The 25,049-nt window shown below is 72.1% G+C and carries 23 protein-coding genes; 6 read left to right on the top strand and 17 right to left on the bottom strand.

From position 1 onward, the window contains the following. Nucleotides 1–5: 5 nt before the first annotated feature. From ACWFR4_RS11050 to ACWFR4_RS11005, 10 genes are read right to left on the bottom strand one after another with little or no spacing between them, the layout of a single operon-like run. Complete coding sequence (locus ACWFR4_RS11050; RefSeq protein WP_100599058.1) at nucleotides 6–230, bottom strand: recombinase-like helix-turn-helix domain-containing protein; 225 nt, start codon at nucleotides 228–230, stop codon at nucleotides 6–8. Between the two features lie 20 nt (nucleotides 231–250). Then, entirely contained in the window at nucleotides 251–1,195 is a 945-nt protein-coding gene (locus ACWFR4_RS11045) for a PDR/VanB family oxidoreductase (protein WP_453652004.1), read from the bottom strand. Between the two features lie 15 nt (nucleotides 1,196–1,210). Next, the gene (locus ACWFR4_RS11040; RefSeq protein ID WP_453652002.1) at nucleotides 1,211–2,839 is read right to left on the bottom strand and encodes a thiamine pyrophosphate-binding protein; all 1,629 of its coding nucleotides are present in this window, start codon (nucleotides 2,837–2,839) and stop codon (nucleotides 1,211–1,213) included. A 10-nt stretch (nucleotides 2,840–2,849) separates the two neighbouring features. Then, entirely contained in the window at nucleotides 2,850–3,632 is a 783-nt protein-coding gene (locus ACWFR4_RS11035; RefSeq protein WP_116503067.1) for an SDR family oxidoreductase, read from the bottom strand. A 19-nt stretch (nucleotides 3,633–3,651) separates the two neighbouring features. Next, complete coding sequence (locus tag ACWFR4_RS11030; protein WP_453461697.1) at nucleotides 3,652–4,404, bottom strand: SDR family oxidoreductase; 753 nt, start codon at nucleotides 4,402–4,404, stop codon at nucleotides 3,652–3,654. Continuing rightward, nucleotides 4,397–4,918 carry a cupin domain-containing protein gene (locus tag ACWFR4_RS11025; protein ID WP_453461694.1) on the bottom strand — a complete coding sequence of 174 codons (522 nt, stop codon included), beginning with the start codon at nucleotides 4,916–4,918 and terminating at the stop codon, nucleotides 4,397–4,399. The genes ACWFR4_RS11030 and ACWFR4_RS11025 overlap by 8 nt, the downstream gene beginning before the upstream one ends. A gap of 10 nt (nucleotides 4,919–4,928) precedes the next feature. Then, nucleotides 4,929–5,708: an alpha/beta fold hydrolase gene (locus tag ACWFR4_RS11020; RefSeq protein ID WP_453652000.1), complete on the bottom strand. Its 780-nt coding sequence runs from the start codon at nucleotides 5,706–5,708 to the stop codon at nucleotides 4,929–4,931. After that, complete coding sequence (locus ACWFR4_RS11015; protein ID WP_383000093.1) at nucleotides 5,705–6,502, bottom strand: aspartate dehydrogenase domain-containing protein; 798 nt, start codon at nucleotides 6,500–6,502, stop codon at nucleotides 5,705–5,707. Before ACWFR4_RS11015 ends, ACWFR4_RS11020 begins: the two co-directional genes overlap by 4 nt. Further along, nucleotides 6,499–7,443 carry a VOC family protein gene (locus ACWFR4_RS11010; RefSeq protein ID WP_453651998.1) on the bottom strand — a complete coding sequence of 315 codons (945 nt, stop codon included), beginning with the start codon at nucleotides 7,441–7,443 and terminating at the stop codon, nucleotides 6,499–6,501. The genes ACWFR4_RS11015 and ACWFR4_RS11010 overlap by 4 nt, the downstream gene beginning before the upstream one ends. Nucleotides 7,444–7,469: 26 nt before the next feature. Beyond that, the gene (locus tag ACWFR4_RS11005) at nucleotides 7,470–8,954 is read right to left on the bottom strand and encodes an aldehyde dehydrogenase (protein ID WP_453461687.1); all 1,485 of its coding nucleotides are present in this window, start codon (nucleotides 8,952–8,954) and stop codon (nucleotides 7,470–7,472) included. A 299-nt stretch (nucleotides 8,955–9,253) separates the two neighbouring features. On the opposite strand from ACWFR4_RS11005, the gene ACWFR4_RS11000 reads away from it, so the two are divergent. Then, the gene (locus ACWFR4_RS11000) at nucleotides 9,254–10,618 is read left to right on the top strand and encodes an MFS transporter (protein WP_383094421.1); all 1,365 of its coding nucleotides are present in this window, start codon (nucleotides 9,254–9,256) and stop codon (nucleotides 10,616–10,618) included. 130 nt (nucleotides 10,619–10,748) lie between these two features. On the opposite strand, the gene ACWFR4_RS10995 is transcribed toward ACWFR4_RS11000, so the two are convergent. Both ACWFR4_RS10995 and ACWFR4_RS10990 read right to left on the bottom strand, forming a co-directional pair. Next, complete coding sequence (locus ACWFR4_RS10995) at nucleotides 10,749–11,903, bottom strand: TetR/AcrR family transcriptional regulator (protein ID WP_453651996.1); 1,155 nt, start codon at nucleotides 11,901–11,903, stop codon at nucleotides 10,749–10,751. A gap of 203 nt (nucleotides 11,904–12,106) precedes the next feature. After that, the gene (locus ACWFR4_RS10990) at nucleotides 12,107–13,201 is read right to left on the bottom strand and encodes an XdhC family protein (protein ID WP_453461681.1); all 1,095 of its coding nucleotides are present in this window, start codon (nucleotides 13,199–13,201) and stop codon (nucleotides 12,107–12,109) included. 117 nt (nucleotides 13,202–13,318) lie between these two features. Between ACWFR4_RS10990 and ACWFR4_RS10985 the strand changes: the two genes are divergently transcribed. Genes ACWFR4_RS10985 through ACWFR4_RS10965 form a run of 5 tightly spaced genes read left to right on the top strand, consistent with a single transcriptional unit; the run spans nucleotide 13,319 to nucleotide 18,435 of the window. Beyond that, the gene (locus tag ACWFR4_RS10985) at nucleotides 13,319–14,188 is read left to right on the top strand and encodes an FAD binding domain-containing protein (RefSeq protein ID WP_453651994.1); all 870 of its coding nucleotides are present in this window, start codon (nucleotides 13,319–13,321) and stop codon (nucleotides 14,186–14,188) included. Continuing rightward, entirely contained in the window at nucleotides 14,185–14,757 is a 573-nt protein-coding gene (locus ACWFR4_RS10980) for a (2Fe-2S)-binding protein (RefSeq protein WP_383094430.1), read from the top strand. Before ACWFR4_RS10985 ends, ACWFR4_RS10980 begins: the two co-directional genes overlap by 4 nt. 5 nt (nucleotides 14,758–14,762) lie before the next feature. Next, nucleotides 14,763–17,174, top strand: a complete 2,412-nt coding sequence (locus tag ACWFR4_RS10975; RefSeq protein WP_453651992.1) for a xanthine dehydrogenase family protein molybdopterin-binding subunit — start codon at nucleotides 14,763–14,765, stop codon at nucleotides 17,172–17,174. Nucleotides 17,175–17,212: 38 nt separating this feature from the next. After that, nucleotides 17,213–17,842 (top strand): SRPBCC family protein, encoded by a 630-nt coding sequence (locus ACWFR4_RS10970; protein ID WP_453461674.1) that lies wholly within the window; start codon nucleotides 17,213–17,215, stop codon nucleotides 17,840–17,842. A gap of 56 nt (nucleotides 17,843–17,898) precedes the next feature. Then, on the top strand, nucleotides 17,899–18,435 hold the full coding sequence (locus ACWFR4_RS10965; protein ID WP_453461671.1) for a MarR family winged helix-turn-helix transcriptional regulator: 537 nt from the start codon (nucleotides 17,899–17,901) through the stop codon (nucleotides 18,433–18,435). 72 nt (nucleotides 18,436–18,507) lie between these two features. Here ACWFR4_RS10965 and ACWFR4_RS10960 read toward each other — a convergent pair whose 3' ends face one another. From ACWFR4_RS10960 to ACWFR4_RS10940, 5 genes are all read right to left on the bottom strand, one after another. After that, nucleotides 18,508–19,566, bottom strand: coding sequence for an LLM class flavin-dependent oxidoreductase (locus tag ACWFR4_RS10960; RefSeq protein WP_453461669.1), 1,059 nt, complete (start codon nucleotides 19,564–19,566; stop codon nucleotides 18,508–18,510). 124 nt (nucleotides 19,567–19,690) lie between these two features. Continuing rightward, on the bottom strand, nucleotides 19,691–21,313 hold the full coding sequence (locus ACWFR4_RS10955) for an FAD-dependent oxidoreductase (protein ID WP_453461667.1): 1,623 nt from the start codon (nucleotides 21,311–21,313) through the stop codon (nucleotides 19,691–19,693). Nucleotides 21,314–21,316: 3 nt separating this feature from the next. After that, complete coding sequence (gene glpK, locus ACWFR4_RS10950) at nucleotides 21,317–22,861, bottom strand: glycerol kinase GlpK (protein WP_372562219.1); 1,545 nt, start codon at nucleotides 22,859–22,861, stop codon at nucleotides 21,317–21,319. Nucleotides 22,862–22,919: 58 nt separating this feature from the next. Then, nucleotides 22,920–23,711, bottom strand: coding sequence for an MIP/aquaporin family protein (locus tag ACWFR4_RS10945; protein ID WP_453461664.1), 792 nt, complete (start codon nucleotides 23,709–23,711; stop codon nucleotides 22,920–22,922). Between the two features lie 365 nt (nucleotides 23,712–24,076). Further along, nucleotides 24,077–24,841 (bottom strand): IclR family transcriptional regulator, encoded by a 765-nt coding sequence (locus ACWFR4_RS10940; RefSeq protein WP_453461661.1) that lies wholly within the window; start codon nucleotides 24,839–24,841, stop codon nucleotides 24,077–24,079. Nucleotides 24,842–25,049 lie beyond the last annotated feature (208 nt).

Raw genomic sequence — 25,049 nt, 5'->3', positions numbered from 1 at the left:
CGGGGTCACGCTCCCAGTCGGTGCATCTCGGCGCGGAACGAGTCCTCGGTCCACGGGGCGCCGTCGGGGGCGTGGACCTGGCGGGCGTTCAGCCCACGGATGACGTCGGCGAGTTCGTGGCCGTCCTTGGTGAAGACCTCTTCGAGGGTGGCGGCCAGCTTGTACTCGTAGGGGGTGGGTTCGTGCGTACGGGACTGGTGGACGTCCAGGTACGGCCAGGTGGTGGTCACACGTGCCTCCAGGGAAGGGGTTACAGGTCGAGGGCCAGGCGGCCGGAGGCGCAGCGCGAGACGCAGATCATCATCGAGGCGCCCGCGGCCCGTTCGGCGTCGGAGAGCAGGAAGTCGCGGTGGTCGGGCGTGCCGTCGAGCACCCGGGTCTCACAGGACCCGCAGATCCCGTCGCGGCAGGAGCTGGCCACGTCCAGGCCGGCCGCCTCCGCCGCCTCCAGGATCGACGTGTCGGCGCCGACGGTGAGCGTGAGCCCGGAGGTGCGGCACTCGACCTCGAAGCCCTCGTCGTCCGCGGACCGCTCGACGACCGGGGCCGCGAACCGCTCGACGCGCAGCCGGTCCGCCGGGCAGAGGGCCTCGACGGCGGCGAGCAGCGGCTCGGGACCGCAGCAGTAGACGAGCGTCCCCTCCGGCAGCCCGGCGAGAGTGGACGCGAGGTCGATGTGGCCCTGCTCGTCCTGCGGCACCACCGTCAGATCGCCGCCCAGCGCGGTGAGTTCGTCGACGAACGCCATCGACGCCCGGCTGCGACCGCCGTACACCATGCGCCACGCGGCGCCCCGGCGTGCGGCCTCGCGGGCCATCGCGAGGATCGGCGTCACACCGATGCCGCCCGCGACGAAGACATAGCCCGGCGCGTCCTCCAGCGTGAAGTGGTTGCGCGGCGCCGACACCGTGACCCGCCCGCCGGGGCGCAGCTTCGTGTGCACATGGCGCGAACCCCCACGTGACGACGGCTCGTTGAGGACGCCGATGCGGTACGACGCCGGGGTGCGCGGGTCCGAGCACAGGCTGTACTGGCGGACCTGCCCGCCCACGTGGACGTCGAGGTGCGCGCCGGGCTCCCAGGCGGGCAGGGGCTTGCCGTCCGGGTGGGTCAGCTCGACGGAGAGGACGCCGTCGGCCTCCCAGGTCATGCGGTGTACGAGGAGGTCCAGGAGGGTCTCGTCGGTTGCGGTCATGGCTGCGGGGCCTCCCTACGCGGTGGGGATCTTCACGGGCGGGGTGAACGGGTTCTTCATCGGGCCGAGCGCCGCGAGGTCGACCTCGACGAGCGTCGGCCCGTCGGAGGCGACGGCCTCGCAGATGACGGGCTCCGCGTGCTCGGTGGCGGCGATCCGCAGATACGGCAACCCGCAGGCCCGGGCCAGGAGTTCGAAGTCGGGAGTGGCGAGGTCGACGCCCGAGCGGCGGTCGCTGTGCCGGTCCTGCATGTTGCGCAGGACGCCGTAGCCGCCGTCGTTGAACACGAGGAGGGTCAGGCGGGGGCGCTCCTGGGCGAGGGTGAGCAGTTCACCGAGGTGCACGGCGAGCCCGCCGTCGCCGGCGATGACGACCGTGGGCGCGTCGGGCCTGGCGAGCGCGGCCCCGATGCCCATGCCGAGGCCCTGCCCGATGCCGCCGCCGCGCGGGAAGACGTTGTCGCGCGGGTCGTACATGTCGAGGAGGCGGTTGCCCCAGCTGCTCGACGGGATGGTGACGTCGCGGGCGACGACTGCCTCGCGGGGGAGCGCGGCCCGGATCGCGTCGCAGATGGCGGCCTGCGGGCCGATGTTGTCGTGCAGGGTGGCGCGTACCTCGTCGCGGACCGCGGTGGCCCGCGCCGTCCAGCCCGGCTCGGCGGGCTTCGCGTACGGGAGCAGCCGCTCCAGCACGCCGGCGGCGTCGCCGTGCAGCGCGTGCGGGGCCGGGTACACACGGCCGAGCGCGTCCGCGGCCAGGTCGATCTGGATGTGGGCGGCGGGGAGCTCGAGGCCGTAGTCGGCGGTCTCGTTGGACCGGAAGTGGGTGCCGATCGTGAGAAGCACGTCGGCGTCGGCGAGCAGGGCGCGCCCGGCCGGCGTCGTCGCGAAGTTGCCGACGACCTGCGGGTGGTCCTCGGGGACGGACCCGCGACCGGAGTTGGACGTCAGGAGAGCGGCGCCGGTCGCGGCGAGCAGGTCCGCGAGCTGGGTACGGGCGCGCGTGGCACCGCCACCGGCCCAGATCACCGGGCGCTCGGCCGAGGCCAGCAGGGCGCCCGCAGCGGCGAGCTCGTCGTCACCGGGCGCGGGCACGGCGGCCTCCGTGGACTCCTCCACGGCGGTGTCGGTCTGGGCCGCGTACTGGAGGTCGACCGGCCACTCCACGCTCGCGGGGCCGCCCGGGGCGGTGAGCGCGGCGCGGGCAGCCTCGCGCAGGATGCGGCCCGCCGCGTCGGTGGACGGCACCGTCGCGGCGTACTTGGAGACCGCCGTCAGCATGCCCAGCTGGTCCTTGGTCTCGTGGATGAAACCGCGGCCGCTGCCCAGGAACTCCGACTCGACCTGCCCGGTGATGTGCAGGACGGAGGTGCCGGACGCCAGCGCCTCGATCAGGGAGCCGGCCGCGTTGCCCGCGCCCGTCCCGGTCGAGGTGAGGGCGCAGCCGAGCGTGCCGCGGGCCCTGCCGTAGGCGTCGGCCGCGTTGACGGCGGACGCCTCGTGCCGCACGGGCACGAACCGCAGCTCGCGGTCGACGGCCTCGACGAGCGGCAGGTTGTGCACGCTGACGATCCCGAAGACCGTGTCGATGCCCAGTTCCCGCAGAACGGCGACGAGGAGATCGCCTCCGGTGTCGTAACGCATAGTGGTCTCCTCAGAGGATGGAGCGGCCGACTCCGCCGCAGACGTCGATGCTGGTTCCGGTGATGTACGAGGCTCGCGGCGAGAGCAGCGCGACGATCGCGTACGCGACCTCCTCGGCCCGGCCGAGCCGCCCGAGCGCGATCCCGCGGTCGGCGGCGAGCTCCGCCTGCCAGTCCTCGTAGGAGAGCCCGGACTCCGCGGCGGCGTGCCGGCGGGTCCACTGGCCGGTGTCGACGAGGCCGAGGCAGACCGAGTTGACGCGGATCCCCTCGGGGGCGAGCTCGGTGGCGAGGGACTTGGAGAGGTTGAGGATGCCGGCGCGGGCGGCGCTCGTCGTGATCAGCCGGGTCTCCGGCTGCTTGGCCAGGACCGCGTTGACGTTCACGACGGACGCGGCGTCGGACGCGGCGAGATGGGCGCGGGCGGCGTGCAGCGGATTGAGGACGCCGGAGAACTTCAGCTCCAGCTCGTCGCGCCAGTCCTCGGCGGTCGACTCGTCGAGGCTCTTCATACGGGACTGGCCCGCGTTGTTGACGAGCCCGTCGAGGCCCCCGAAGGTGTCGGCGGCATGCCGGACGAAGTCCCGTACGGCCGTCGCGTCCCGCACGTCGCAGACGCCGGTCAGGAGGCGGTCGCTGCCGAGGCGCGCGGCCGCCTTCGCGAGGCGGTCGGCGTCACGGCCGCAGGTCGCGACGCGCGCGCCCTCGTCCAGAAGGGCGCGGACCGTGGCCAGGCCGACGCCCGAGCTGCCGCCGGTGACCAGGACGGTCCGGTCGGCGAGGCCCAGATCCATGATTCTGCACTCCTGTGGGTCAGTTCATCGTGAAGCCGCCGTTGACGGCGATCACTTGTCCGGTGAGATAGCGGGACTCCTCGCCGAGCAGGAAGGCGACGAGACCGATGAGGTCGCCGGGCTCCTGCGGCCGCGAGATGGCCCGGCCCGAGCGATACAGCTCGTGCCGTTCCTCGGGGACGGTCTCGGTGGCCTCGCACTCGGTGAGGCCGGGCGCGACCGCATTGACGGTGATGCCCTTGTCGCCGAGTTCCCTGGCCATCGCCCGGGTCAGCGCGATGACCGCGCCCTTCGAGGCGATGTAGTGGGCGAGGCGGGGCGAGCCGTAGAGCGCGGCGTCCGAGGCGACGTTCACGATCCGGCCCGGCGAGCCGAAGAGGGGGTACAGGGCCTTCGACACCAGCCAGGGGCTGCGGGCGTTGACCGCCATCAGGCGGTCCCACACCTCGACGTCGATGTCCTGGAACTCCTTGCCGCCGACGCCGTTGGCGAGAGCCGCGTTGTTGATCAGGCCGTACAGCGGGCCCAGATCCCGTACGCGACCGGCGAGTTCGGCGACCGACTCGGGGTCGGCCACGTCGCAGCGCACGAAGTGGGCGTCGAGCCCGTCCCTTCGCAGTCCCTCGACCGCGTGGGTCCCGCGCTCGGTGTCGAGCTCGGCGACCACGACACGGAAGCCGTCCTCGGCGGCCCGGCGGGCCATGGCCAGCCCCAGGCCACGGCCCGCCCCGGTGACGACGACGGTGCCGGCACCCCCTGAGGGGTCAGTCACGGGTGACACCGTGCATCGGCGAGTGCTCCGGGTACGTCGGGACCTGCGGCTTCTGCGTGCCGATGACGACGCAGAACAGGGCGTCGGTGTCGCCCTCGTTCTTCAGGGACCGGGCCACGCCCGCCGGGACGACGATCATGTCGCGGTAGCCGAGGGTGCGGTACTCGACCTCGCCGGCCCCGCGGTGGATGCCGACGCGGACCTGGCCCTCCAGGACGAAGAAGGCCTCCTCGACGTCGTGGTGGGTGTGCTCGGGGCCCTCGGCGCCGGGCGGCAGCAGCATGTTGGAGAAGGTGAAGCCGCCGGACGGGAGGATCCGCGAGTCGTTCTCGTGGTTGCCGGTGGCGCCGGAGCCGACGTAGCGGATCTGGCCGCGGCGGTACTGCGGGCCCGCCTTCTCCTGGAAGGAGAGCGTGTTGAAGTCCGCGACGCGGGACTCCTTGGTGGCGATGAGCGAGTCGGTGTACTTGCCGAGGTCGCTGCCGTTGTCGTAGTCGGTGGTGGTCAGAGGCATGGCTGGACTCCTACTCGGGGATGCGGGCGGTGATGCGGAGGTGGGACAGGACCCACGCGTCGAAGCGCGCGGGCTGTTCCTGGTTGGCCAGGTGACCGGCGTCCTTGACGATCACGTAGGCGGTCTTGTGGAGGGCGCCGGCGAGGACCTGTGAGGCCTCGACGCCGGTGACCTGGTCCTGGTCGCCGCACAGGACGAGCGTGGGCGCGGCGATCGCGGGCAGTTCGGCCCGCAGGTCGGCGGAGGCCATGGACTCGGCGGCGTAGGCGTAGCCGGGCAGCCGCACGGACCCGGCCATGGTGTCGACGACGCGCTGTACGAGTTCCTCGGGCGCCCCGCCGGACACGAGCCGCGGTCCGCGCTTCTCGGCGAAGGCGCGCGGTCCGAGCTCGGCCAGCTCGGCGGCCCGCGCCCGCATGCCCTCGGCCTTGGCGGGGTCGGTGCCGGATCCCGCGCTGGAGTCGGCGACGACGAGGGACTCGACCAGATCCGGGTGGCGGGCCGCGAGCCGCAGCGCGATCACCCCGCCCCAGGAGACACCGAGGACGTGCGCGCGTCCGCCGCGCTCCCGGATGAGCTCGGCCGCCGCATCCGCGAATCCGTCCAGGTCCAACGGCCCTTCCGGATCCGGCGACTTGGCGTAGCCGGGCGCGTCCCAGGCCACGACCCGCGCGTACACGGACAGCTCGGCGAGCTGCGGGGCGAACGCCGCCGACGAGGAGCCGATGCCGTGCAGGCACAGCAGCAGGGGGCCGTGGTCGCCCGCCTCCTCGACATGGACGGCGCTCACAGGATCTGGCCCGTCCGCCCGGCCAGCGCCGCCAGGCTGCGCAGCACCGCGTACGGCACGACCTGGCTGGTCGCGGGGTTGCCCGGGTCCGGCAGGTGCGCGACGTCGAAGCGGTACGCGCCGTGTGCGCCGGACGCCTCGACGACGTGCCGGGTGTGGCGGGCGCCGGGGTCGGCGACGACCCGGACCCGCACAGCGTCCAGGTCGCCGACGGCGAGGGCGACCGAGGCGGCCACGTTCGTCGACTTGGGGAACTTCACGGGGATGTCGCGCGCCGTGCCGGACATGACCTCGACGGGCCCGGTCGCCGTCCGCAGCTTGGACAGCAACTCCTCGTCCATCCAGGGCTGTTCGAGGGTGGACGGCAGCTTGGTGGTGGTGAGCCGCACCTCGTCGAGGGGGCCGAGGGAGCGCACCGCCTGGAGGAGGTCGAGCCCGCCGACCGCGCCGCCGGTGAAGTACACCCGGCCGGGGCCCGCCGCGAGCAGCCGCTTGGACAGCTCGTCGTCGGTCAGCGCCCCGGTCGACGCGACGAGCAGATCGGTGCCGGAGGCGAGGACCCGCTCGCCCCACTCCCGTACGACACCCTGCCCGGCCGCCTCGACGATCAGGTCGCAGCACTCCAGGGCCTCGTCGAAGGTCCGCTGGGGCGCGGGCGCCGTGTCGCCGAGGGGGCGGTTGTCGATGATGCAGGTCAACTCGGCGCCGGGGACCTGCTGTTCGGCGAGGGCGGTGCCGACGACACGTCCGATCGCGCCCCAGCCGACGAGGCCCACCTTGCGTACCGTGCTCATGCGGAGACCTCCAGGGAAGCGGATGCGAGCGGACCGGGGTCGGGCGACCCCGCCATGTGGCAGCGGATCTCCTTGGACGGCGGGCCCGCCGTACCCCACAGGTCGGACAGCTCGGGCACGCGCCGCCACACCCGCGCGATCCAGGCGTCCTCGACGATCTGCGCGACCTCGGACGTGTATTCGCACACGAGGCCGGACGGGTCGGTGAAGTAGGAGAAGGTGTTGTTGCCGGGCCCGTGACGCCCCGGCCCCCACTGCGGGTCGATGCCGTGGTGCTTGAGCCGGCCGAGCCCGCGCATGAAGTGGTCGACCGAACTCATCTCGTACGCCACGTGGTTGAGGGAAGCCCACTCGGCCTGGTTGAACGCGATGCAGTGGTGGTCGGCGTTGCAGCGCAGGAACGCCATCTGGTGCTCGGACCAGTCGGAGACGCGCAGGCCGAGGACGTCGCAGTAGAACGCGACGGAGGCGTCGATGTCGGCGGTGTTCAGGACGGCGTGCGTGACGCCGACGGGGACGGCGGCGTCCCTGCCGCGCGGCGCGACCGCCTCGACCTGCGCGCTGATCTCCACGAGCCGCTGCTCGGGGTCGGTGAAGCGCAGGCCGTAGCCGCCGCCCACCTGGTCGAGCGGTCCGGGGCCGAAGACCGGGGTGATCCCGCGGGCCTCCAGGCGCCGGGCCGCCTCGTCCACCTCGGCGGGCGTGGCGACGGCGAACGCGAGCCGGCCGAGTCCCGTGCGGTCCGCGCGGGTGAGGTGCAGGACGTGGTGCTCCTCACCGGTGCCGCGCAGCCAGGCCGCCGCGCCGCGCTCCGCCTCGACGGTCCGCAGGCCCCAGACCTCCTCGTAGAAGTCGGCGGCCTCGGTGAAGGCGGGGGTGAGCAGCTCGACGTAGCGCAGGGAGCGCAGGCGGGCGACGGGTCCTGGCGATGGGTGGGGCATGAGTGTCTCCAGACGACGGGGCGCGGTCAGTTGGCCCAGGGCAGGGGCGCGTCCGAAGTACCCCAGTACAGGGACTTCTGGCGCTGGTAGGCGCGGATGGCGTCGCGGCCCTTCTCCGTACCGAGACCGCTGTCCTTCATCCCGCTGAACGGGGTGGACGCGCTGAACTGCTTGTACGTGTTGATCCAGACCGTCCCCGCCTCGATCCGGCGGGCCAGGCGCCACGCGGCCCGGTGGTCGCGGGTCCAGATCCCGCAGGCGAGCCCGTAGACGGAGTCGTTGGCCTGGCGGACCAGGTCGTCCTCGTCGTCGTAGGGCAGGGCGACCAGGACGGGCCCGAAGATCTCCTCCTGGCAGGTCCGTGAGGTGTTGGGGAGCCCGTCGAGGACGGTGGGCAGGTAGTACGCGCCGTCCCGGTAGGCGTCGCCGTCGGGCGCCCGGCCGCCGCACAGCACCCGGGCGCCCTCCGAGCGGGCCAGATCGACATAGGCGGCAACGGAGTCCCGGTGCCGGTGGTGGACCAGCGGCCCGACCTGGGTGCCGGGGTCCGTGCCGGGACCGACGCGCAACTTGCCCACCCGCTCGACGAGCTCGCCGACGAAGCTGTCGTAGATCTCGCGTGCGACGAAGAGCCGGGAACCGGCGATGCAGGACTGGCCGCTGGACGAGAAGATCCCGAACATCACGCCCGCCAGGGCCTGCTCGACGTCCGCGTCCGCGCGCACGATCGTCGGCGACTTGCCGCCGAGTTCGAGCGAGGCGGGGATCAGCTTCGAAGCCGCCACCGCCGCGATGGACCGGCCGGTCTCGGTACCGCCGGTGAAGCCGATCCTGGTCACCAGGGGGTGGTGCACGATCGCGTCCCCGACGACCCGGCCGCTGCCGGGCAGGACCGACAGCAGGGCGGTGGGCAGTCCGAGTTCGCCGAGTGCCTGGTGGATCAGGCGCCCGAGCGCGAGGGAGACCAGCGGGGTCCAGGCGGCGGGCTTGAGCAGGACGGCGTTGCCGCCGGCGAGGGCGGGCGCGATCTTCTGCGCGTCGCTGGCGACCGGCGAGTTCCAGGGGTTGATGGCGCCGACGACGCCGATCGGCTCGTACACGCTCATCGTCACGTACGGGCCGCGGGACGGGGTGAGGGTCTCCTCGGCCGTCTCCAGGGCCGCCGCCATGTACCGGAAGGTGCCGGCCGCGCTGAGCGCGAGGGCCTTCGTCTCGGTGAGGGTCTTGCCGGTGTCGGCGGTCTGGAGGGCCGCGAGCTCGCCTGCGGCGTCCTCGGTCAGCTCCGCGATGCGGTAGAGGAGCCGGGCCCGCTGGTGGGGGAGGAGATCGTGCCAGGCCGGGTCGGCCACGGCGAGCGCGGCGGCCCGAGCGGCTTCGTCGACCTCGTCCGCGGACGCGGAGTGGACGGTGGCGAGCACCTCTCCGGTCGCCGGGTCGACGGTATCGACCGGTTCGCCCGCGCCGCGTCGCCACTGGCCCGCGATCAGGATGTCGGTGGGGTGGTGAGGCACGGGCGGGACCTCCAGGCGGTCTACGGCCAACGGGTGCGGGGGAGTTGGGCTCACCGAGGCGCTCGCTTTCGTTGGTTGCGCCGGTCGGCTTGCTCAGTGATAGAAATCTAAGCGCTTAACTATTTTCCCGCAAGACCCCCCGGCGAAGTCGTCGAGCGACGCTGTCCGAGGTGGGTTACGTGAGGGTGACGGTGAGGTCTCTTCCGATGTATCTAAGTCATTAATCATTGACCGCTTAGATAAGTCCTCTTAGTGTCTGCGCAACTCCTCTGTTCGCGTTGTCGCGGAAGGACCCCCTCATGACGACTGTGGCCGGCAAGCCAGGCCTCGGCTCGATAGCAGCCCGGCTCGAACGACTCCCGCAATCCCGCTGGCACGTGAAGGTCCGGTTCCTGATCGGCGCCGTGACGTTCTTCGAGGCGTTCGACCAGCTCCTTGCCGCCTCCGCGCTGCCCGTCCTGATCAAGGACTGGCACCTGACCACGGGCCAGGCCACCTTCGCGGTCACCACCGGCTCCGTGGGCATGCTCCTGGGCGCCCTGGTCGCCGGGTGGCTGGGCGACCGGATCGGCCGGGTGCGGACCGTGGCCCTCGGCGTCGCCGTCACCGCGCTCGGGAGCCTCGCCGTGGCCTTCTCGAACGGCATCGAGCTCTTCTCGCTCTTCCGCTTCGTCCAGGGCCTCGGCATCGGCGGAGTCGTCCCCGTGGCGGCCACGTACATCAACGAGATCGCCCGCTCCGACAAACGCGGTCGCTTCGTCCTGATCTACGAGATGATCTTCCCGGCCGGTCTGGCCGTGGCCACCCTCGTCGCCGTGTGGGTGGTGCCGAACTTCGGCTGGCGCGCGATGTTCGTGATCGGCGCCCTGCCCGTCCTGCTCGCTGCCGTCCTGCCCAAGCATGTCGCCGAGTCGCCCCGCTGGCTGCTCTCCCAGGGCCGTACCGAGGAAGCCGAACAGGCCATCACGCGGATCGAGGAGGAGGTCGCCGCCGCCACCGGGGAACCCCTGCCGCAACCGGCCGCGGACCGCACGGAGGAGACGTCTCGGGGCCGCCTGCGCGAGCTGTTCACCGGTCGCTACCTGCGCCGCACGACCGTGGTCTCCGGGCTCTGGTTCGTCGCCTACTACGTCAACCATGGCATCTCCACGTGGCTGCCGTCGCTCTACACCAAGTACTTCGGGCTCGACCTGACCACCGCGCTCGTCTACACGCTGCTCAGCAACGTGACGGGACTCCTCGGCACTCTGGCCATCGCCCTCGTCATCGACCGCGTGGGCCGGCGCCCCGCGCTGGTGGCCGCGCTCGGCGGCACCACCTTCACCCTCGCGGTACTCGCCCTGGTCGGCGTGACGTCGGGCAGCCAGGTCGCGATCTTCGCCTCCTGCACCACGTTCTTCGTGTACGCCATCAACGCGGGCCTCTACCTCTACTCGCCCGAGCTGTACCCGACGCGCAACCGCGCCAAGGGCGCCGCGTTCGGCGGCCTGTGGAACCGCCTCGGCGTCATCCTGGGCCCCATCACGGTCGGCGCGATCATCGGCGGGGGCGGCAGCCTGACGCTCGTCTTCGCCCAGCTCGCCGGGGTCGCCGCGGTGGGTGCGGTGATCGCGCTGTTCGCGGTGGAGACGAAGGGGAAGACGCTGGAGGAGCTCAACTCCTGAAAGAGGGTTTGGTGTTCGGCGCCGGTCTTTCGCACGGGGGGTGCGAGGGGGCCGGCGCCGTTCGCGTGCCCGCCGTGCCTGCTCAGGCCTGTCTCGCCGTGCCGGCTCAGCTATGTCCCGCCGTCCCGGCTCAGTCCTGTCTCTCTGTCATCGACCGTCCCAAACCGTCCAGCAGCGCCGCGAGTTGCCGCTGCTCGCCCGGTACGAGCCCCGCGAGCAGCTCCCGTTCGTGTGTGCGGCGTTCCTCGGCCACCCGGCCGACCAGGTCGGCCCCGGCCGGGGTGAGGCGGAGGCGGACGACGCGCCGGTCCTGGCCGTCACGTTCGCGTTCGATGAGGCCCGCCTCCACGAGGCGGTCGGCGTGCTGGGTGACACCGCCCGCGCTGACCGCGCCGGCCGCGGCGATCTCGCCCATCGTGCGCCGGTAGGGAGCGCCCGTCGCGTGCAGCGCGGACAGCACTTCGAAGGCGGTCAGGCTGATGCCGTGCCGCTTCACGACGCGGCCGATCAGGGTCCGGTAGCGCGCGGTGCAGGCGTTGAGCGCGGCGAACACGGCGAACACGGCGGGGCCGGACGCGCCGGGGGTCTCGCGTGCGGGCGGGCGGCGGGCCGGCGCGGGGTCCGGCCCCGGGGCCTGCCGCTCGGGGACCTGCGGCTCCGGGATCCGCCCGGTCAGCGCCGCCGTCAGGACGTCCGCGAGGACGGGCTCCAGCGTGTCCGTCGACACCGACGCGGCCGGTTCGTGGGCGAACAGATAGCGCTCCATGATCACGCCGAAGAGGATGCTGCGGATCATGGCGATCCGCGCGTCCGCCTCGTCGCAGTCGCCGAGCAGCCGCCGCAAGGGCTCGCTCACCTGCCGGTCGAGGATCGTGGACAGCAGCTCGGCGCTGGGGGGATGGCTGAGCCCCGAGCGGATCAACGCCGGCCAGGGGTCGTGTGCGGGGAGCCGGTCCCAGCGGTCGAGATAGTCGTGGGCGAGGGCGCGCGGCAGCTCCTCCCGGCCGACGGAGGGGTCGTCGAGCACACCCTCGGTGACCCCGGTCCCGCCGCCGACGACCTCACGGAACAGTCCGTCCTTCGAGCCGAAGTACGCCATGACCAGGCCGGGGGTGACGCCCGCCTCGGCGGCGATGGCCCGGATGCCGACCCCCTTGTAGCCCTGGGCCGCGAACAGCCGGCGGGCCGCCTCCAGCACGGCGCTGCGCCGCCCCTCGGGGTCGTGGGAGCGACCGCGACGGGGCTCGGGGGCGGTCCGGTCCGGGGTGCTGTGCTCTGCGTCCACGTGCCTCAGATTAAACGAGTGTTCAGATTGGGGTGTTCGGGCCGGTCATATGGGGCGACCCACCCTGGCCGCCGTCGCCGCGAGCCACCCGGGCCACAGTCGCCGCAGCGCGCCCGGGCCGCGGTCACCGGCCGGCCTGCCCGGCGCGCCCTCGCGGGGCGCGTTCAAAAACAGCCGTTCAAAAACGCCCGTTCAAAAATGGCTCACGACGCGTGCACCGGCCCCGCGAGGCCGCTCAGCGCCCGTCCGCTGCCGCCCCGTCGCACCGCGATGAGCTCCGCCGCGATGGACACGGCCGTCTCCTCCGGCCCGCGCCCGCCGAGATCGAGGCCGATCGGTGAGCGCAGCCGCGCCAGTTCGGCCTCGCCGAGCCCCGCGGCCCGCAGCCGTGCCAGCCGGTCCTCGTGCGTGCGCCGGCTGCCCATGGCGCCCACGTACCCGGCCCTGCTGCGCAGCGCCAGTTCGAGGACGGGCACGTCGAAGCGGGCGTCATGGGTCAGCACGCAGACGGCGGTGGCCGCGTCCACCTGGTCCTCGTGGGCCGCGAACCAGCGGTGCGGCCAGTCCACGACGACCTCGTGCGCGTCCGGGAAACGGGCGGCCGTCGCGAAGGCCGGGCGGGCGTCGCACACGGTCACCCGGTGTCCGAGCAGCGCTCCGATACGCACGAGGGGGCGCGCGAACTCGACCGCCCCGCACACCAGGAGGTGCGGCGGCACCCCGAAGACCTGCACGAACAGTTCCCGCTCGGGCGTGCACGACGGGTCCGAGCCCGGCTCGCCGACCCGTACGAGGCCGCTCGTGCCGCGGGCGAGCAGCGCTTCGGCGGCCTGAGCCGCGGCCCGGTCGAGCCGTGCGTCGCCCAGCGTCCCGCTCACCCCGGAAGCGCCCGCGGCGAGGCTTCCCGGCTCGCCCTCCACCGGCGTCACCAGCGCTACCGGGACATGGGCCGCGAGGTCGGCGGCCACCCGGGTGAGCGGTGCGTCGCCGGTGACCTCGCGGATCAGTACCTCTATGGTTCCGCCGCAGGTCAGGCCCACAGAGAAGGCGTCGTCGTCGCTGACCCCGTACGTCTCGCGGGCGGGCCCCGCGCCGGCGAGGACGTCCTCCGAGGCCGCGCACACCGCGGCCTCCACGCAGCCGCCGGAGACGCTGCCGACGACGCGGCCGTCCTCGGCGACCAGCATCGACGTACCCGCGGCGTGCGGCGCGGAGCCCCAGGTGGCCACGACCGTCGCCATCGCGAAGCGGGTCGCGGAGGCCTGCCACGCGGCTGCCTGGTCGATCACGTGTCGCATATCGCTCACCTCGAGCTCATCGAATCGGCTGCACCCTCTTGCCAAGAAGAAACTTTAGTGTAAATCATTTTAGGCATTAGATAGATGCGTCGACCCGAGAGGCCTGGTGGAAGCCGGTTGAAACCGACACCCTTTGACTACAGCGCTCCAGGCAGTGTCGCCGAGGTGCTCGCCCTCCTCGCCGACGAGGAGCGGGAGGCCAAGGTCCTGGCCGGCGGCCAGTCCCTGATCCCCATGCTCAGCATGCGCCTCGCCCGCCCGGGACTGCTCGTCGACATCACGCGGGTCCCCGGCCTCGACCGCCTGTACGCCGACGTGTCGGGCGCCCTGCACATCGGCGCCGCCGTCCGCCAGTCCCGTGCCGCGGACGACCCCGCGGTGCGCGAGGGGTGGCCCCTGCTCGCGGCGGCGATCCGGCGCATCGGGCATCCGCAGATCCGCCACCGCGGCACGGTCTGCGGCAGCCTCGCGCACCACGACCCCGCCGCCGAACTGCCGACCGCCGCGCTCGCGCTCGACGCCCGATTCGTGATCGCCGGACCCGGCGGCACCCGTACCGTCGGCGCCGCCGACTTCTTCGTGGCCACCTTCCAGACCGCCGTGGCACCGGACGAGCTCCTCACCGAGGTCGTCCTGCCGCCGCGGGCCGGTGACGGCTGGGCCTTCGAGGAACTCGCCCGCAGACATGGCGACTTCGCCACCGTCGGCGTCGCGGTCACCCTGCGCCGGGCGCCGGACCGGCGCACGGTCGCCGCCGCCCGCGCGGTCTTCTGCGGCGCGGGCCCCGTCCCCGTCCGCCTGCCCGCCGTCGAGGAGGCGCTGACCGGGACCGACGCGGGAGCGGCGGCCCTCGACGCGGCCGCGTCCGCCGCGCTCGCCGGACTCACGCCCACCGACGACGTCCACGCCACGGCCGCCTACCGCCGCGAGGCCGCCGCCCACCTCCTCGTCCGTGCCTGCACCCTCGCCTGGGAGCGCTGCTCATGACCACCGACCTCGCCACCCCCGACCCGGCGACAGCCACCCACGCTGCCCCGCCGCCGCTCGCCGAACCCTCCGGCTGGCACGAGATCCGCCTTACGGTCAACGGCGCGCCCGTGACCGCCCAGGTGGAGTCCCGGCTGTTGCTCAGCGACTTCCTGCGGGACCGGCTGCGCCTCACCGGCACCCACGTCGGCTGCGAGCACGGCGTCTGCGGTGCCTGCACCGTCCTCGTCGACGGGGAGCCGGCCCGCTCCTGCCTGACCCTGGCGGTGCAGTGCGCGGGCGCCGAGCTGCGCACGGTCGAGGGCCTCGCCCCCGGTGACGCCCCGCTCACCCCCGTACAGCGGGCGTTCCACGAGTGCCACGGGATGCAGTGCGGCTTCTGCACTCCCGGATTCGTGATGACGGCGACCGCGCTGACCGAACAGCCGGAGCGGCCCGACGCGGCTGATGTCGCCGATGCCCTCAGCGGACACCTGTGCCGCTGCACGGGCTACCGCAACATCCGCCGTGCCGTGTGCCAGGCACTGGACGAGCGCTTCGCCGGCGGCCCCGCCGGGCGGGGGGAGTGACCCGTATGTCCCACGAACCGTCCCACGCACCCCAGCAGCACACGCCGGACGGCGGCCCCTGGACCGGCCGCCCCGTTCCGCGCGTCGAGGACGACCGCCTCCTGCGGGGCAACGGCCGCTACGTCGACGACGTCGCCCTGCCCGGTGCCGCCGAGGCCGCCTTCCTGCGCAGCCCGCACGCCCACGCCCGCATCCGGTCGGTCGACGTCACCGCCGCGCTCGCCGCCCCCGGGGTCGTCGCCGTCTGGACCGGCGCCGACGTGGCCCATCTGCCCGCCATGCTCAACAGGGAGGAGCTGCGTACCCCGCCCGGCCTCGCCGAACTCCTCGACCCGTACGTCGCGATCACCCCGATGCCGCTCCTCGCCACGGACAAGGTCCTCTACGTCGGTCAGCCCGTCGCGGTCGTCCTGGCCGAGAACCGCTACCTCGCCGAGGACGCCCTCGAACTCGTCGACGTCCGCTACGCGCCCCTGCCCGTCCTCGTCGACCCCGACCGCGCGCTGACCGACGGCGCGCCGCTGCTCCACGACGACCTCCGCGACAACACCGCCGTCGCCGTGGCCACCAAGGTGGGCGACCCCGACGCGGCGTTCGCCTCGGCCCACACCGTCGTCAGCGAGGAGTTCCAGGCCCACCGCTATGTCGCCTCGCCCATCGAGACCCGCGCGGTCTCGGCCCAGGTCGACCCGTACAGCGGCGAGCTGACCGTCTGGTCCAACACCCAGACCCCGCACCGGGTGCGGGAGGCCACGGCGCACACGCTCGGTCTCGACCCGGAACGCGTCCGCGTCATCGCGACCGACGTCGGCGGCGGCTTCGGACAGAAGGGCATCCTCTACGTCGAGGAGATGCTCGTCCCGTACGCGGCCCGTGTCCTGGGCCGCCCTGTGCTCTGGCGCGAGGACCGCAACGAGAACCTGACGGCCTCCTCGCACGCCCGTGAGCAGATCCACCGCATCGAACTCGCCGCGGACGCACAGGGCCACCTCCTCGCCGTACGCGACCGCATCACCGTCAACTTCGGCGCGTACAACATGACCGGCCTGGTCGTGCCCTACAACTCGGTGTGCCACCTCCTCGGCCCCTACCGCGTCCCGCACGTGGACATCGACGTCGTCGGTGTCCTCACCAACACCACCTTCGCCACGCCCTACCGGGGAGCGGGCCGCCCCGAGACCGTCTTCGCGATGGAGCGCGCGATGGACCGCCTCGCCGCCGAACTCGGCCTCGAACCAGCCGAGTTGAGGGCGCGCAACCTCGTGGGCCCCGACGAGATGCCTTACGCGACGGGCCTCGTGGACCGCTCCGGCAAGCCGCAGTCGTACGACTCCGGGGACTTCCCCGAGCTGCTGCGGCGCGCCGTCGCCAAGGCCGATGTCGAAGGGGTGCGCGCCCGGCAGCGCGAGGGCGCCCGCGACGGCAGGCTCGTCGGGGTCGGCTTCGCGATGTACATCGAGGCGACCGGACTCGGCCCGTTCGAGACCGCCCGCATCGACATCGCGCCCAGCGGCCGGGTCAAGGTAGCGATCGGCGCGCCCTCCCAGGGGCAGGGACATCGCACGTCCATGGCGCAGATCGCCGCCGACGCGATCGGAGTGCCCTTCGACGCCGTCGACGTGGTGGGCGGGGACACCTCCGCGACACCGTTCGGTGTCGGCACCATCGCCAGCCGGGCCCTCGTCAACGCGGGCAACGCCACGCACCGGGCCGGACGCCTCGTCCGCGAGAAGATCATCGAGGCCGCGGCCCGCCGGCTCGGCGTCCCCGCCGACGGCCTCGACCTGCGCGAGGGCGTCATCACGTCCAAGACCGCCGAGGGGCCGGCCCTCACCCTGGCCGAACTCGCCGGCCGGGCCCCCCTCCCCGGCACCCCCGAGCCCACCGACGGCCGCCACGGCACCGAGCTCAGCGAGACCGTGCACTTCCGCCCGCCCGGCTTCGCCGTCTCGAGCGGCGCGCACGCCGCCGTCGTCGAGGTCGACGAACACACCGGCGAGACCGAGATCCTGCACTACGTGGCCGTCCACGACGCGGGCGTCATCGTCAATCCGATGATCGCCGAGGGCCAGGTCACCGGCGGTATCGCCCAGGGCATCGGCGGCGCGCTCTACGAGGAGATGATCTACGGCCCCGACGGCCAGCCCCGTACCGGCACCTATATGGACTACCTGGTGCCGACCTCGTCCGAGATACCCGACCTCGACCTCGACGAGATCCACTCCCCGAGCCCGATGAACGACCTCGGAGTCAAGGGCCTCGGTGAGGGCGGCGCCATCGCCCCGCAGGCCGTCATCGCGAACGCCGTCGAGGACGCGCTGCGCCCCTTCGGCGTGGTCGTCCGGCGCGGCCCCCTCTCACCCAGCCGCGTACGCGACCTGCTCCGCGCGGCCGGCCGGCCCACGGCCGCCCGCTGACCCGGCGCCGCTCCACCCCGACGATTGGACACCCACCCATGCGACTCGACCACTCCTTCACCGTCCCGGCCGCGCCCGACGACGCGTGGAAACTCTTCCTCGACCTCGGCCGTGTGGCCCCCTGCATGCCGGGCGCCGTGCTCGACACCCTCGACGGCGACGCGTTCACCGGACGCGTCAAGGTGAAGGTCGGCGCCGTGCAGATGAGCTACCGCGGTGAGGGCACCGTGACCCGCGACGAGAGCGGCCGCTCGATGGTCCTCGACCTCAGCGGCAGCGAGACCCGGGGCGCGGGCACCGCGTCCGCCACCGTCACCGCGTCGCTCGCCGCCGACCCGGCGGGCACCCGGGTCCGCGTCGGCACCGACCTCGACATCACCGGTCGCCCCGCCCAGTTCGGCCGCGGCATCATGACCGAGGTCGGAGACCGCATCGTGCGCCAATTCGCCGACCGGCTGGAGGAGTTGCTGAGGGAGCCGGCCACCACGGAGGCTTCGACGGTGGTCCCGTCCCCGGCCCGCGAGCCCGAAGCGGTGGACCTCGGCGCGGCCGCCCTGCCCGTCCTCCTTCGGAAGGCAGCCGTCCCGGCCGCGGCTGTTCTCGTCACGATCGCCGTGATCCGCCTCTTCGCCCGACGCGCGTCCGGCCCCCGATCGCTTCAGGGGTAGGATTTTCAGGGGCGTAGGACATCGCGTCACGCCCGGGAGCGGCCGAGGGGACGGGGATGGCTGAACGGAAGGCGCCACGGCGCGACGCCGTGGCGCAGATCATCGAGGACTGGGCACGTGAGCGGCCCGAGCTGGACACGACCCCGCTCGAGGTCCTCGCCCGGCTGCACCGCTCGTTCCTGCGGTACAACACCAAGCTGATCGCGTCGATAGAGCGGCACGGGCTCTCCGTCGCCGGCTTCGACGTGCTGACGGCGCTGCGCCGCTCCGGCGCGCCGTTCCGCCTGACCGCGGGGCAGCTCGCCGACCAGGGGCTCGTCTCGTCGGCCGGGGTCACCCTGCGTATAGACCGCCTGGAGAAGGACGGCCTGATCGTCCGGGAGCGCGACGCGGACGACCGCAGGGTCGTCTACTCGCGGCTCACGGACGAGGGGCTCGCCAAGGTCGACGAGGTCTTCACCGAGCACCTCGACAACGAACGCCGGATGCTCGGCGACATCTCCCCGGCGGAGCGCCGCCAACTCGCGCGGCTGCTGCGCAAGCTGGAGGACTCCATCCTCGAGTCGGACACCCCGGACGAAGCGGCTTCATAGAGGCGAAGCTGGATTTTTCCGGGCAACGAAGCGGTTTCCGGGCGACGATGCGGCTTTCCGGAGCGGAGGCGCTCACTCCCACAGGGAGCTGGGCGCCTCTCTCCTGATCACCGGCGCGATCTCCTCGGCGAACCGCTGGAGCGTCTCGACCTGCTCGCCGGTCCCCTGCCCGAAGGCGTCGACGGTGACCGACTGGAGGTCGTGCCGGTACACCTCGTGGTAGCCGAGGATCTTGTCGATGATCTGCTGCGGCGAACCGATCAGCTGGGGCCCGTCCGCGATGGCGTCCTCGATCGTGCGGAACGGCGTGTTGTACCCCGCCCTGCCCTCCAGGTGCGGCTTGAAGGACTGCGCGACCTTCGCCTCGTACAGCTCCTTGAAGCGCGCCACCGCCCGCTCGTGCGAGTCCGCGATGAGCAGGCCGCCCGAGCCCGCCGCGACATGCGCCCGCGCCGGATCGTGCCCGTACGCCTCGAACCGCTCCCGGTAGTGGTCGATGAGCTTCGCGTAGGCCGCGCGCGGCTGGATGGCGTTGGCCGTGAACAGCGGGTCGCCGTGCCGGGCCGCCAGCTCGGGGGAGTTGAGCGAGGTCGCCGAGCCGTGCCAGACGCGCGGCAGTCCGTCGTACGGGCGCGGCACCGTCGTCACGTTCTTCAGGGCGGGCCTGAACTCGCCCTCCCAGTCGACGCCTTCCTCGCTCCACAGTCGCCGAAGGAGCTCGTACTTCTCCTTCTGGAGGTCCCACTGCCGCTCCTCGTCGAGCCCGAAGAGGTCGAAGTGACCGGCCTCGGCGCCCTTGCCGATCACCAACTCGATGCGTCCGCGCGAGAGTTGGTCGAGGGTCGCGTAGTCCTCGGCGACCCGTACCGGATCGAGGATCGCCACGACCGTCACGCCGGTCAGCAGCTTGATACGGGAGGTACGGGCGGCCAGCGCGCCGAGGACCACCGTCGGGCTCGACGACAGGAACGCCCCCGCGTGCCGCTCGCCGACCGCGTACGCGTCGAAGCCGAACTCCTCCGCCGCGACACCGACGTCGACGACCTGCGTCAACCGGTCGGTGGCGGAAGGGAGTTCACCGGTGAGGGGGTGCGGCGCATGGCCGATGATGGACAGGACCTGGAACTTCATGCCCCCACTCTCGCGCCCGGGCGTTGCGGGCGTATGTACACGGCATGGCGGCGCACCGGGACAGGCGAGAGGGGCGGCTCCCCCCGTGGCAGCCGCCCCTCACGTCACATGGATCCAGAGGTACTTACTTCTTGTCGAGCACGTCCTGGACCTTGGCCCGCACGTCGTCCGTGGCCAGGCCGCGGATCGTCAGCGTGGTGCGGCGGCGCAGCACGTCGTCCGCCGTCTCGGCCCACTCGTGGTCGCGGGCGTAGGCGACCTGCGCCCAGATCTCCGGGGCGTCCGGGTGGACCCGCTCGCCGAGCTCCGGGTTCTCGTTGGCCATCCGCGCGATGTCGAAGGCCAGCGAACCGTAGTGCGTCGCCAGGTGCTTGGCCGTGTCGGCCGCCATGCGCGGCCCCGGGGCCGGGTTGTCGACCAGGAGGCGGTGCGCGACGGCGCGCGGGTTGGCGACACCCGGCAGCGGCATCCGCTTCGGCAGCTCCTTGACCGGTTCGAAGTCCTCGCCCAGCGGGTGGCCGGGCAGCGACTCGAGCTTCTTCATGACCGTGCGGCCGATGTGGCGGAACGTCGTCCATTTTCCGCCGGCGACGGACAGCATGCCGCCACGTCCCTCGGTGACGACGGTCTCGCGCTTGGCCTTGGACGTGTCGCCGGGCCCGCCGGGCAGCACGCGCAGACCCGCGAACGAGTACGTGATCAGATCCCGCTTCAGCTGCTGGTCACGTACGGAGAAGGCGGCCTCGTCCAGGATCTGGTCGGTGTCCTTCTCGGTGACCGACACGTCGCGCGGGTCGCCCTCGTACTCCTCGTCGGTCGTGCCGAGGAGCAGCATGTCCTCCCACGGCAGGGCGAACGTGATGCGGTACTTGTCGATCGGCGTCGCGAGCGCGGCCTTCCACGGCGAGGTGCGCTTGAGGACGAGGTGGGCGCCCTTGGAGAGGCGTATGGAGGGGGCCGCGTTCGGGTCCTCCATGGCGCGCAGGTGGTCCACCCAGGGGCCGGTCGCGTTCAGCACGAGCCGGGCGTTCACGCCGAACTCCTCGCCGTCGACCCGGTCTTTGAGGTCCGCGCCCGTGACCCGGCCCCGGGTGAAGCGCAGACCCGTGACCTCGGCGTGGTTGAGGACCACGGCCCCGGAGTCGACGGCCGCGCGGACGGTCATCAGCGCCATGCGCGCGTCGTTCATCTGGTCGTCGCCGTACACGGCCACGGCCTTCAGGTTCTGCGTCCGCAGCTCGGGCACGTCCTGCTGAGCCTTCGCGGGGGAGAGCAGGTGCCCGACACCGTCACCGAACGCCGACAGGGCGCTGTACGCGAACACGCCCGCGCCCAGCTTCGCGGCGCCGTGCGGGCCGCCCTTGTAGACGGGCAGGTAGAAGGTGAGCGGGTTGGCGAGGTGCGGTGCCACCTGACGCGACACCGCACGCCGCTCGAAGTGGTTCTCCGCCACCAGCTTCACCGCGCCGGTCTGCAGGTAACGCAGACCGCCGTGGAGCAGCTTGGAGGAGGCGGAGGAGGTGGCGCCGGCGAAGTCACCGGCGTCCACCAGGGCCACCCGCAGTCCCGACTGCGCGGCATGCCAGGCGGTGGAGATGCCCAGGATTCCGCCGCCGATCACCAGGAGGTCGTACTGAGCCTTGGAAAGCTGCTCCCGGGTCTCGGCGCGGCTCGCTGCTTTGAACGACGCAGTCGAGCCGGCGGCCGGATGCGTCCCGAGGGCAGGGACGCTCTGCAGGGTGGTCATGTCTTACTCCTCGCCACTTTCGTCGAGCCAGCCCATGGAGCGTTCAACGGCCTTGAGCCAGCTCTTGTACTCACGGTCGCGCTTCTCCGCGGCCATGTTGGGGGTCCATTCGGCGGCCCGGCGCCAGTTGGCGCGCAGGTCGTCGGTGCTGGTCCAGAAGCCGACGGCAAGACCGGCGGCGTAGGCGGCGCCGAGGCAGGTGGTCTCGGCGACCATCGGGCGCACCACGGGGGCGTCCACGAAGTCCGAGAGCGTCTGCATCAGCAGGTTGTTGGAGGTCATGCCGCCGTCGACCTTGATCGCCGCGAGCTCGACGCCGGAGTCCTTCGTCATGGCGTCGGTGATCTCACGGGTCTGCCAGGCCGTGGCCTCCAGGACGGCACGCGCCAGGTGCGCCTTGGTGACGTACCGGGTCAGGCCGGCGATCACGCCGCGGGCGTCGGAGCGCCAGTACGGGGCGAACAGACCGGAGAAGGCCGGCACGAAGTACGCGCCGCCGTTGTCCTCGACCGACGACGCGAGCGTCTCGATCTCGGCGGCGGTGGAGATCAGGCCCATCTGGTCGCGCATCCACTGCACCAGCGAACCGGTGACGGCGATCGAGCCCTCCAGGGCGTAGACCGCCTTCTGGTCGCCGATGCGGTAGCCGACGGTGGTCAGCAGGCCGTTGTAGGAGTTGACCGGCTTGTCGCCGGTGTTCATCAGCAGGAAGGTGCCGGTGCCGTACGTCGACTTGGCCTCGCCCTCGGAGAAACAGGTCTGGCCGAACAGGGCCGCCTGCTGGTCGCCGAGCGCGGACGCGACGGGAATGCCGCCGAGGAGGTCGCCGAGACGGCCGCCGCTGACCTCGCCGTACACCTCGGCGGAGGAGCGGATCTCCGGCAGTATGGCCAGCGGGACGCCGATGGACTCGGCGATCTTCGCGTCCCACTCCATGGTGTGGAGGTTCATCAGCATGGTGCGGGAGGCGTTGGTCACGTCGGTGACGTGCTTGCCGCCGTCGGCACCACCGGTCAGGTTCCAGATGACCCAGCTGTCCATGGTGCCGAAGAGGATGTCGCCCGCCTCGGCACGCTCGCGCAGGCCCTCGACGTTGTCGAGCAGCCAGCGGGCCTTGGGGCCCGCGAAGTAGGAGGCCAGCGGGAGGCCCGTCTCGCGGCGGAAGCGGTCCTGGCCCACATTGCGCCCGAGCTCCTTGCACAGGGCGTCGGTGCGGGTGTCCTGCCAGACGATGGCGTTGTGGACGGGCTCACCCGTGTTCTTGTCCCACAGCAGCGTCGTCTCGCGCTGGTTGGTGATGCCGATCGCCTTGATGTCGTCGCGGGTGATGCCGGCCTTCGTGATGGCCCCGGCGACGACCTCCTGGACGTTGGTCCAGATCTCGGTCGCGTTGTGCTCGACCCAGCCCGGCTTCGGGAAGATCTGCTCGTGCTCCTTCTGGTCGACGGAGACGATCCGGCCGTCCTTGTCGAAGACGATGCAACGGCTGGAGGTGGTGCCCTGGTCGATCGCTGCGATGAACGGGCCCGCGGTGTGTGCGTCGGTCACGGTCTGCTCCTGGGAGTTCTCGGTGCGGCTCTGGCGGAGGGTGCTGGGGGTCTGTCGCCTACTTGAAGGCGACGTTGTAGAGACCGCCCGCTATGGCGCCGCCGATGAGAGGGCCGGCGACCGGGATCCAGGCGTACGTCCAGTCGGAGCCGCCCTTGTTCGGCAGGGGCAGCAGGGAGTGCACGATGCGGGGTCCGAGGTCGCGGACCGGGTTGATCGCGTAGCCCGTGGGCCCACCGAGGGAGAGGCCGATGCCGACCACGACGAGCGCGGTGACCATGGCGCCGAGGACGCCCAGGCCGTTGCCTCCGTCGTTGAGGCCCTGCGTGAGGATGGCCAGGACGAGCACGACCGTGGCGATGATCTCCGTGACGAGGTTCTGCGCCACGTTCCGGATCTCGGGGCCGGTCGAGAAGATGCCGAGCACCGGGCCCGCGTCGGGCGCGGCCTTCTCCTGGACCATGCCTTCCTCGGCCGGCGGGGCGGCGAGGATCTCCGGGTCGGTCAGATGCGCCTGGAACTGGCCGTAGTACGTGGCCCAGACCAGCACGGCGCCGATCATCGCGCCCAGGAGCTGCGAGCCCAGGTAGAGCGGAACATCGCTCCACTTGGTGCCGCCCTCGATGGCGAGGCCTATGGTGACCGCCGGGTTGAGGTGGGCGCCTGACACGCCCCCCGCCACGTAGGCACCGGTCAGTACCGCGAAGCCCCACCCGAAGGTGATCGCGAGCCAGCCGGCGTTGCGCGCCTTGGAGCGCTTCAGTGTGACGGCGGCGCACACGCCACCGCCCAGCAGGATGAGTAGGGCGGTACCGATGGTCTCGCCGATGAAGATGTCGGAGCTGGACACCCGCGACTCCTTTGTCCTTCGTCCAGGGGAAGCCGAACCCCGGGTCCCTCTCCGGTGGTTCGCGCCCTCAGGTGAGAGCGTTTTCGGCCCTGGCTTGCCACACTCTAACGCCTATTGCCGGTAGGTGTTCGGCAATGCCGACCGATGGACGCGAGTCTCGCCCCGGGGTTACTCGCTAGTCAAGGGTTCTGTTATCGAAAACTCGATCGTTATTGATCGGGTCGGGCTATCGGTTCCGTGTCTGGACTGCGCGTTCGTCGATGGTGTCCCGGAAAGGTGCGCCCTGCACGCTGAAACGGCGAAGGCCCCGCCGGGAAGCGGGGCCTTCGGTCCGTACGGGGGTACCGGCGGGGCGGCAGGGGCGCTCAGAAGCGACTGGCGCCCAGATCCCGGGAGACGGCGCGGGCGCAGTCCCGCACGGCGGCGACGAGCTCGGGGCGCAGCTCCCCGTCGACACACACGCGCTCCACGGCGCCGGTGACGCCGACCGCGCCGACCGGCATGCGCCGCCGGTCGTGGATCGGGGCCGCGACGGACGCGACGCCCTCCCAGGTCTCCTCGACGTCGTCCGCGTACCCGCGCGCGCGGGTCAGGTCCAGAAGGGTCTCGAACTCCGCCATGCCGCTCACGGTCCGCCCGGTGAACGCCTTGCGTTCCACCTCGACCACCTCGCTGTGCGCCACCGGGTCGTACGCCGACAGGACCTTGCCGAGCGCCGTGGAGTGCAGCGGCTGCATCGCCCCGACCTCCAGGACCTGACGGCTGTCGTCGGGCCGGAAGACGTGGTGCACGATCAGTACGCCCTGCTGGTGCAGGACGCCGAGATAGACGCTCTCGCCGCTGGAGCGCGCCAGGTCGTCCGTCCACACCAGCGCGCGCGCCCGCAGCTCGTGCACGTCGAGATAGCTGTTGCCGAGGCGCAGCAGCTCCGCGCCCAGCTGGTAGCGGCCCGACGCGGCGTCCTGCTCGACGAAGCCCTCGTGCTGCAACGTACGCAGAATGCCGTGCGCCGTGCCCTTGGCCAGGCCCAGCGACGAGGCGATGTCCGAGAGGCCGAGCCGGCGCTCACCGCCCGCAAGGAGCCGCAGCATGGCGGCTGCCCGCTCGAGTGACTGGATGTTCCGTGCCATCCCAGCCCTTCCTCCCTCGATCCTCTCGCCGAGCAACGTTCGACAATGCTGAACACTATCGGTCGTTGCCGACCTCGTGCGAATACGCGAGGAGCCTATATTTCGCCCCGTTTGGCTCGACGCCCCGGTTCGGAACCCACCCGCACGCACCCGCACCCCGCGCCACATGGCCGTTCCGGCCAGTGGACGCCTCCGCGGAGAAACCACC

This window comes from Streptomyces sp. NPDC055140, from assembly GCF_053607285.1.
The sequence above is the reverse complement of the archived record's forward strand: the minus strand, read 5'-3'. Positions and strand labels throughout refer to the sequence as shown.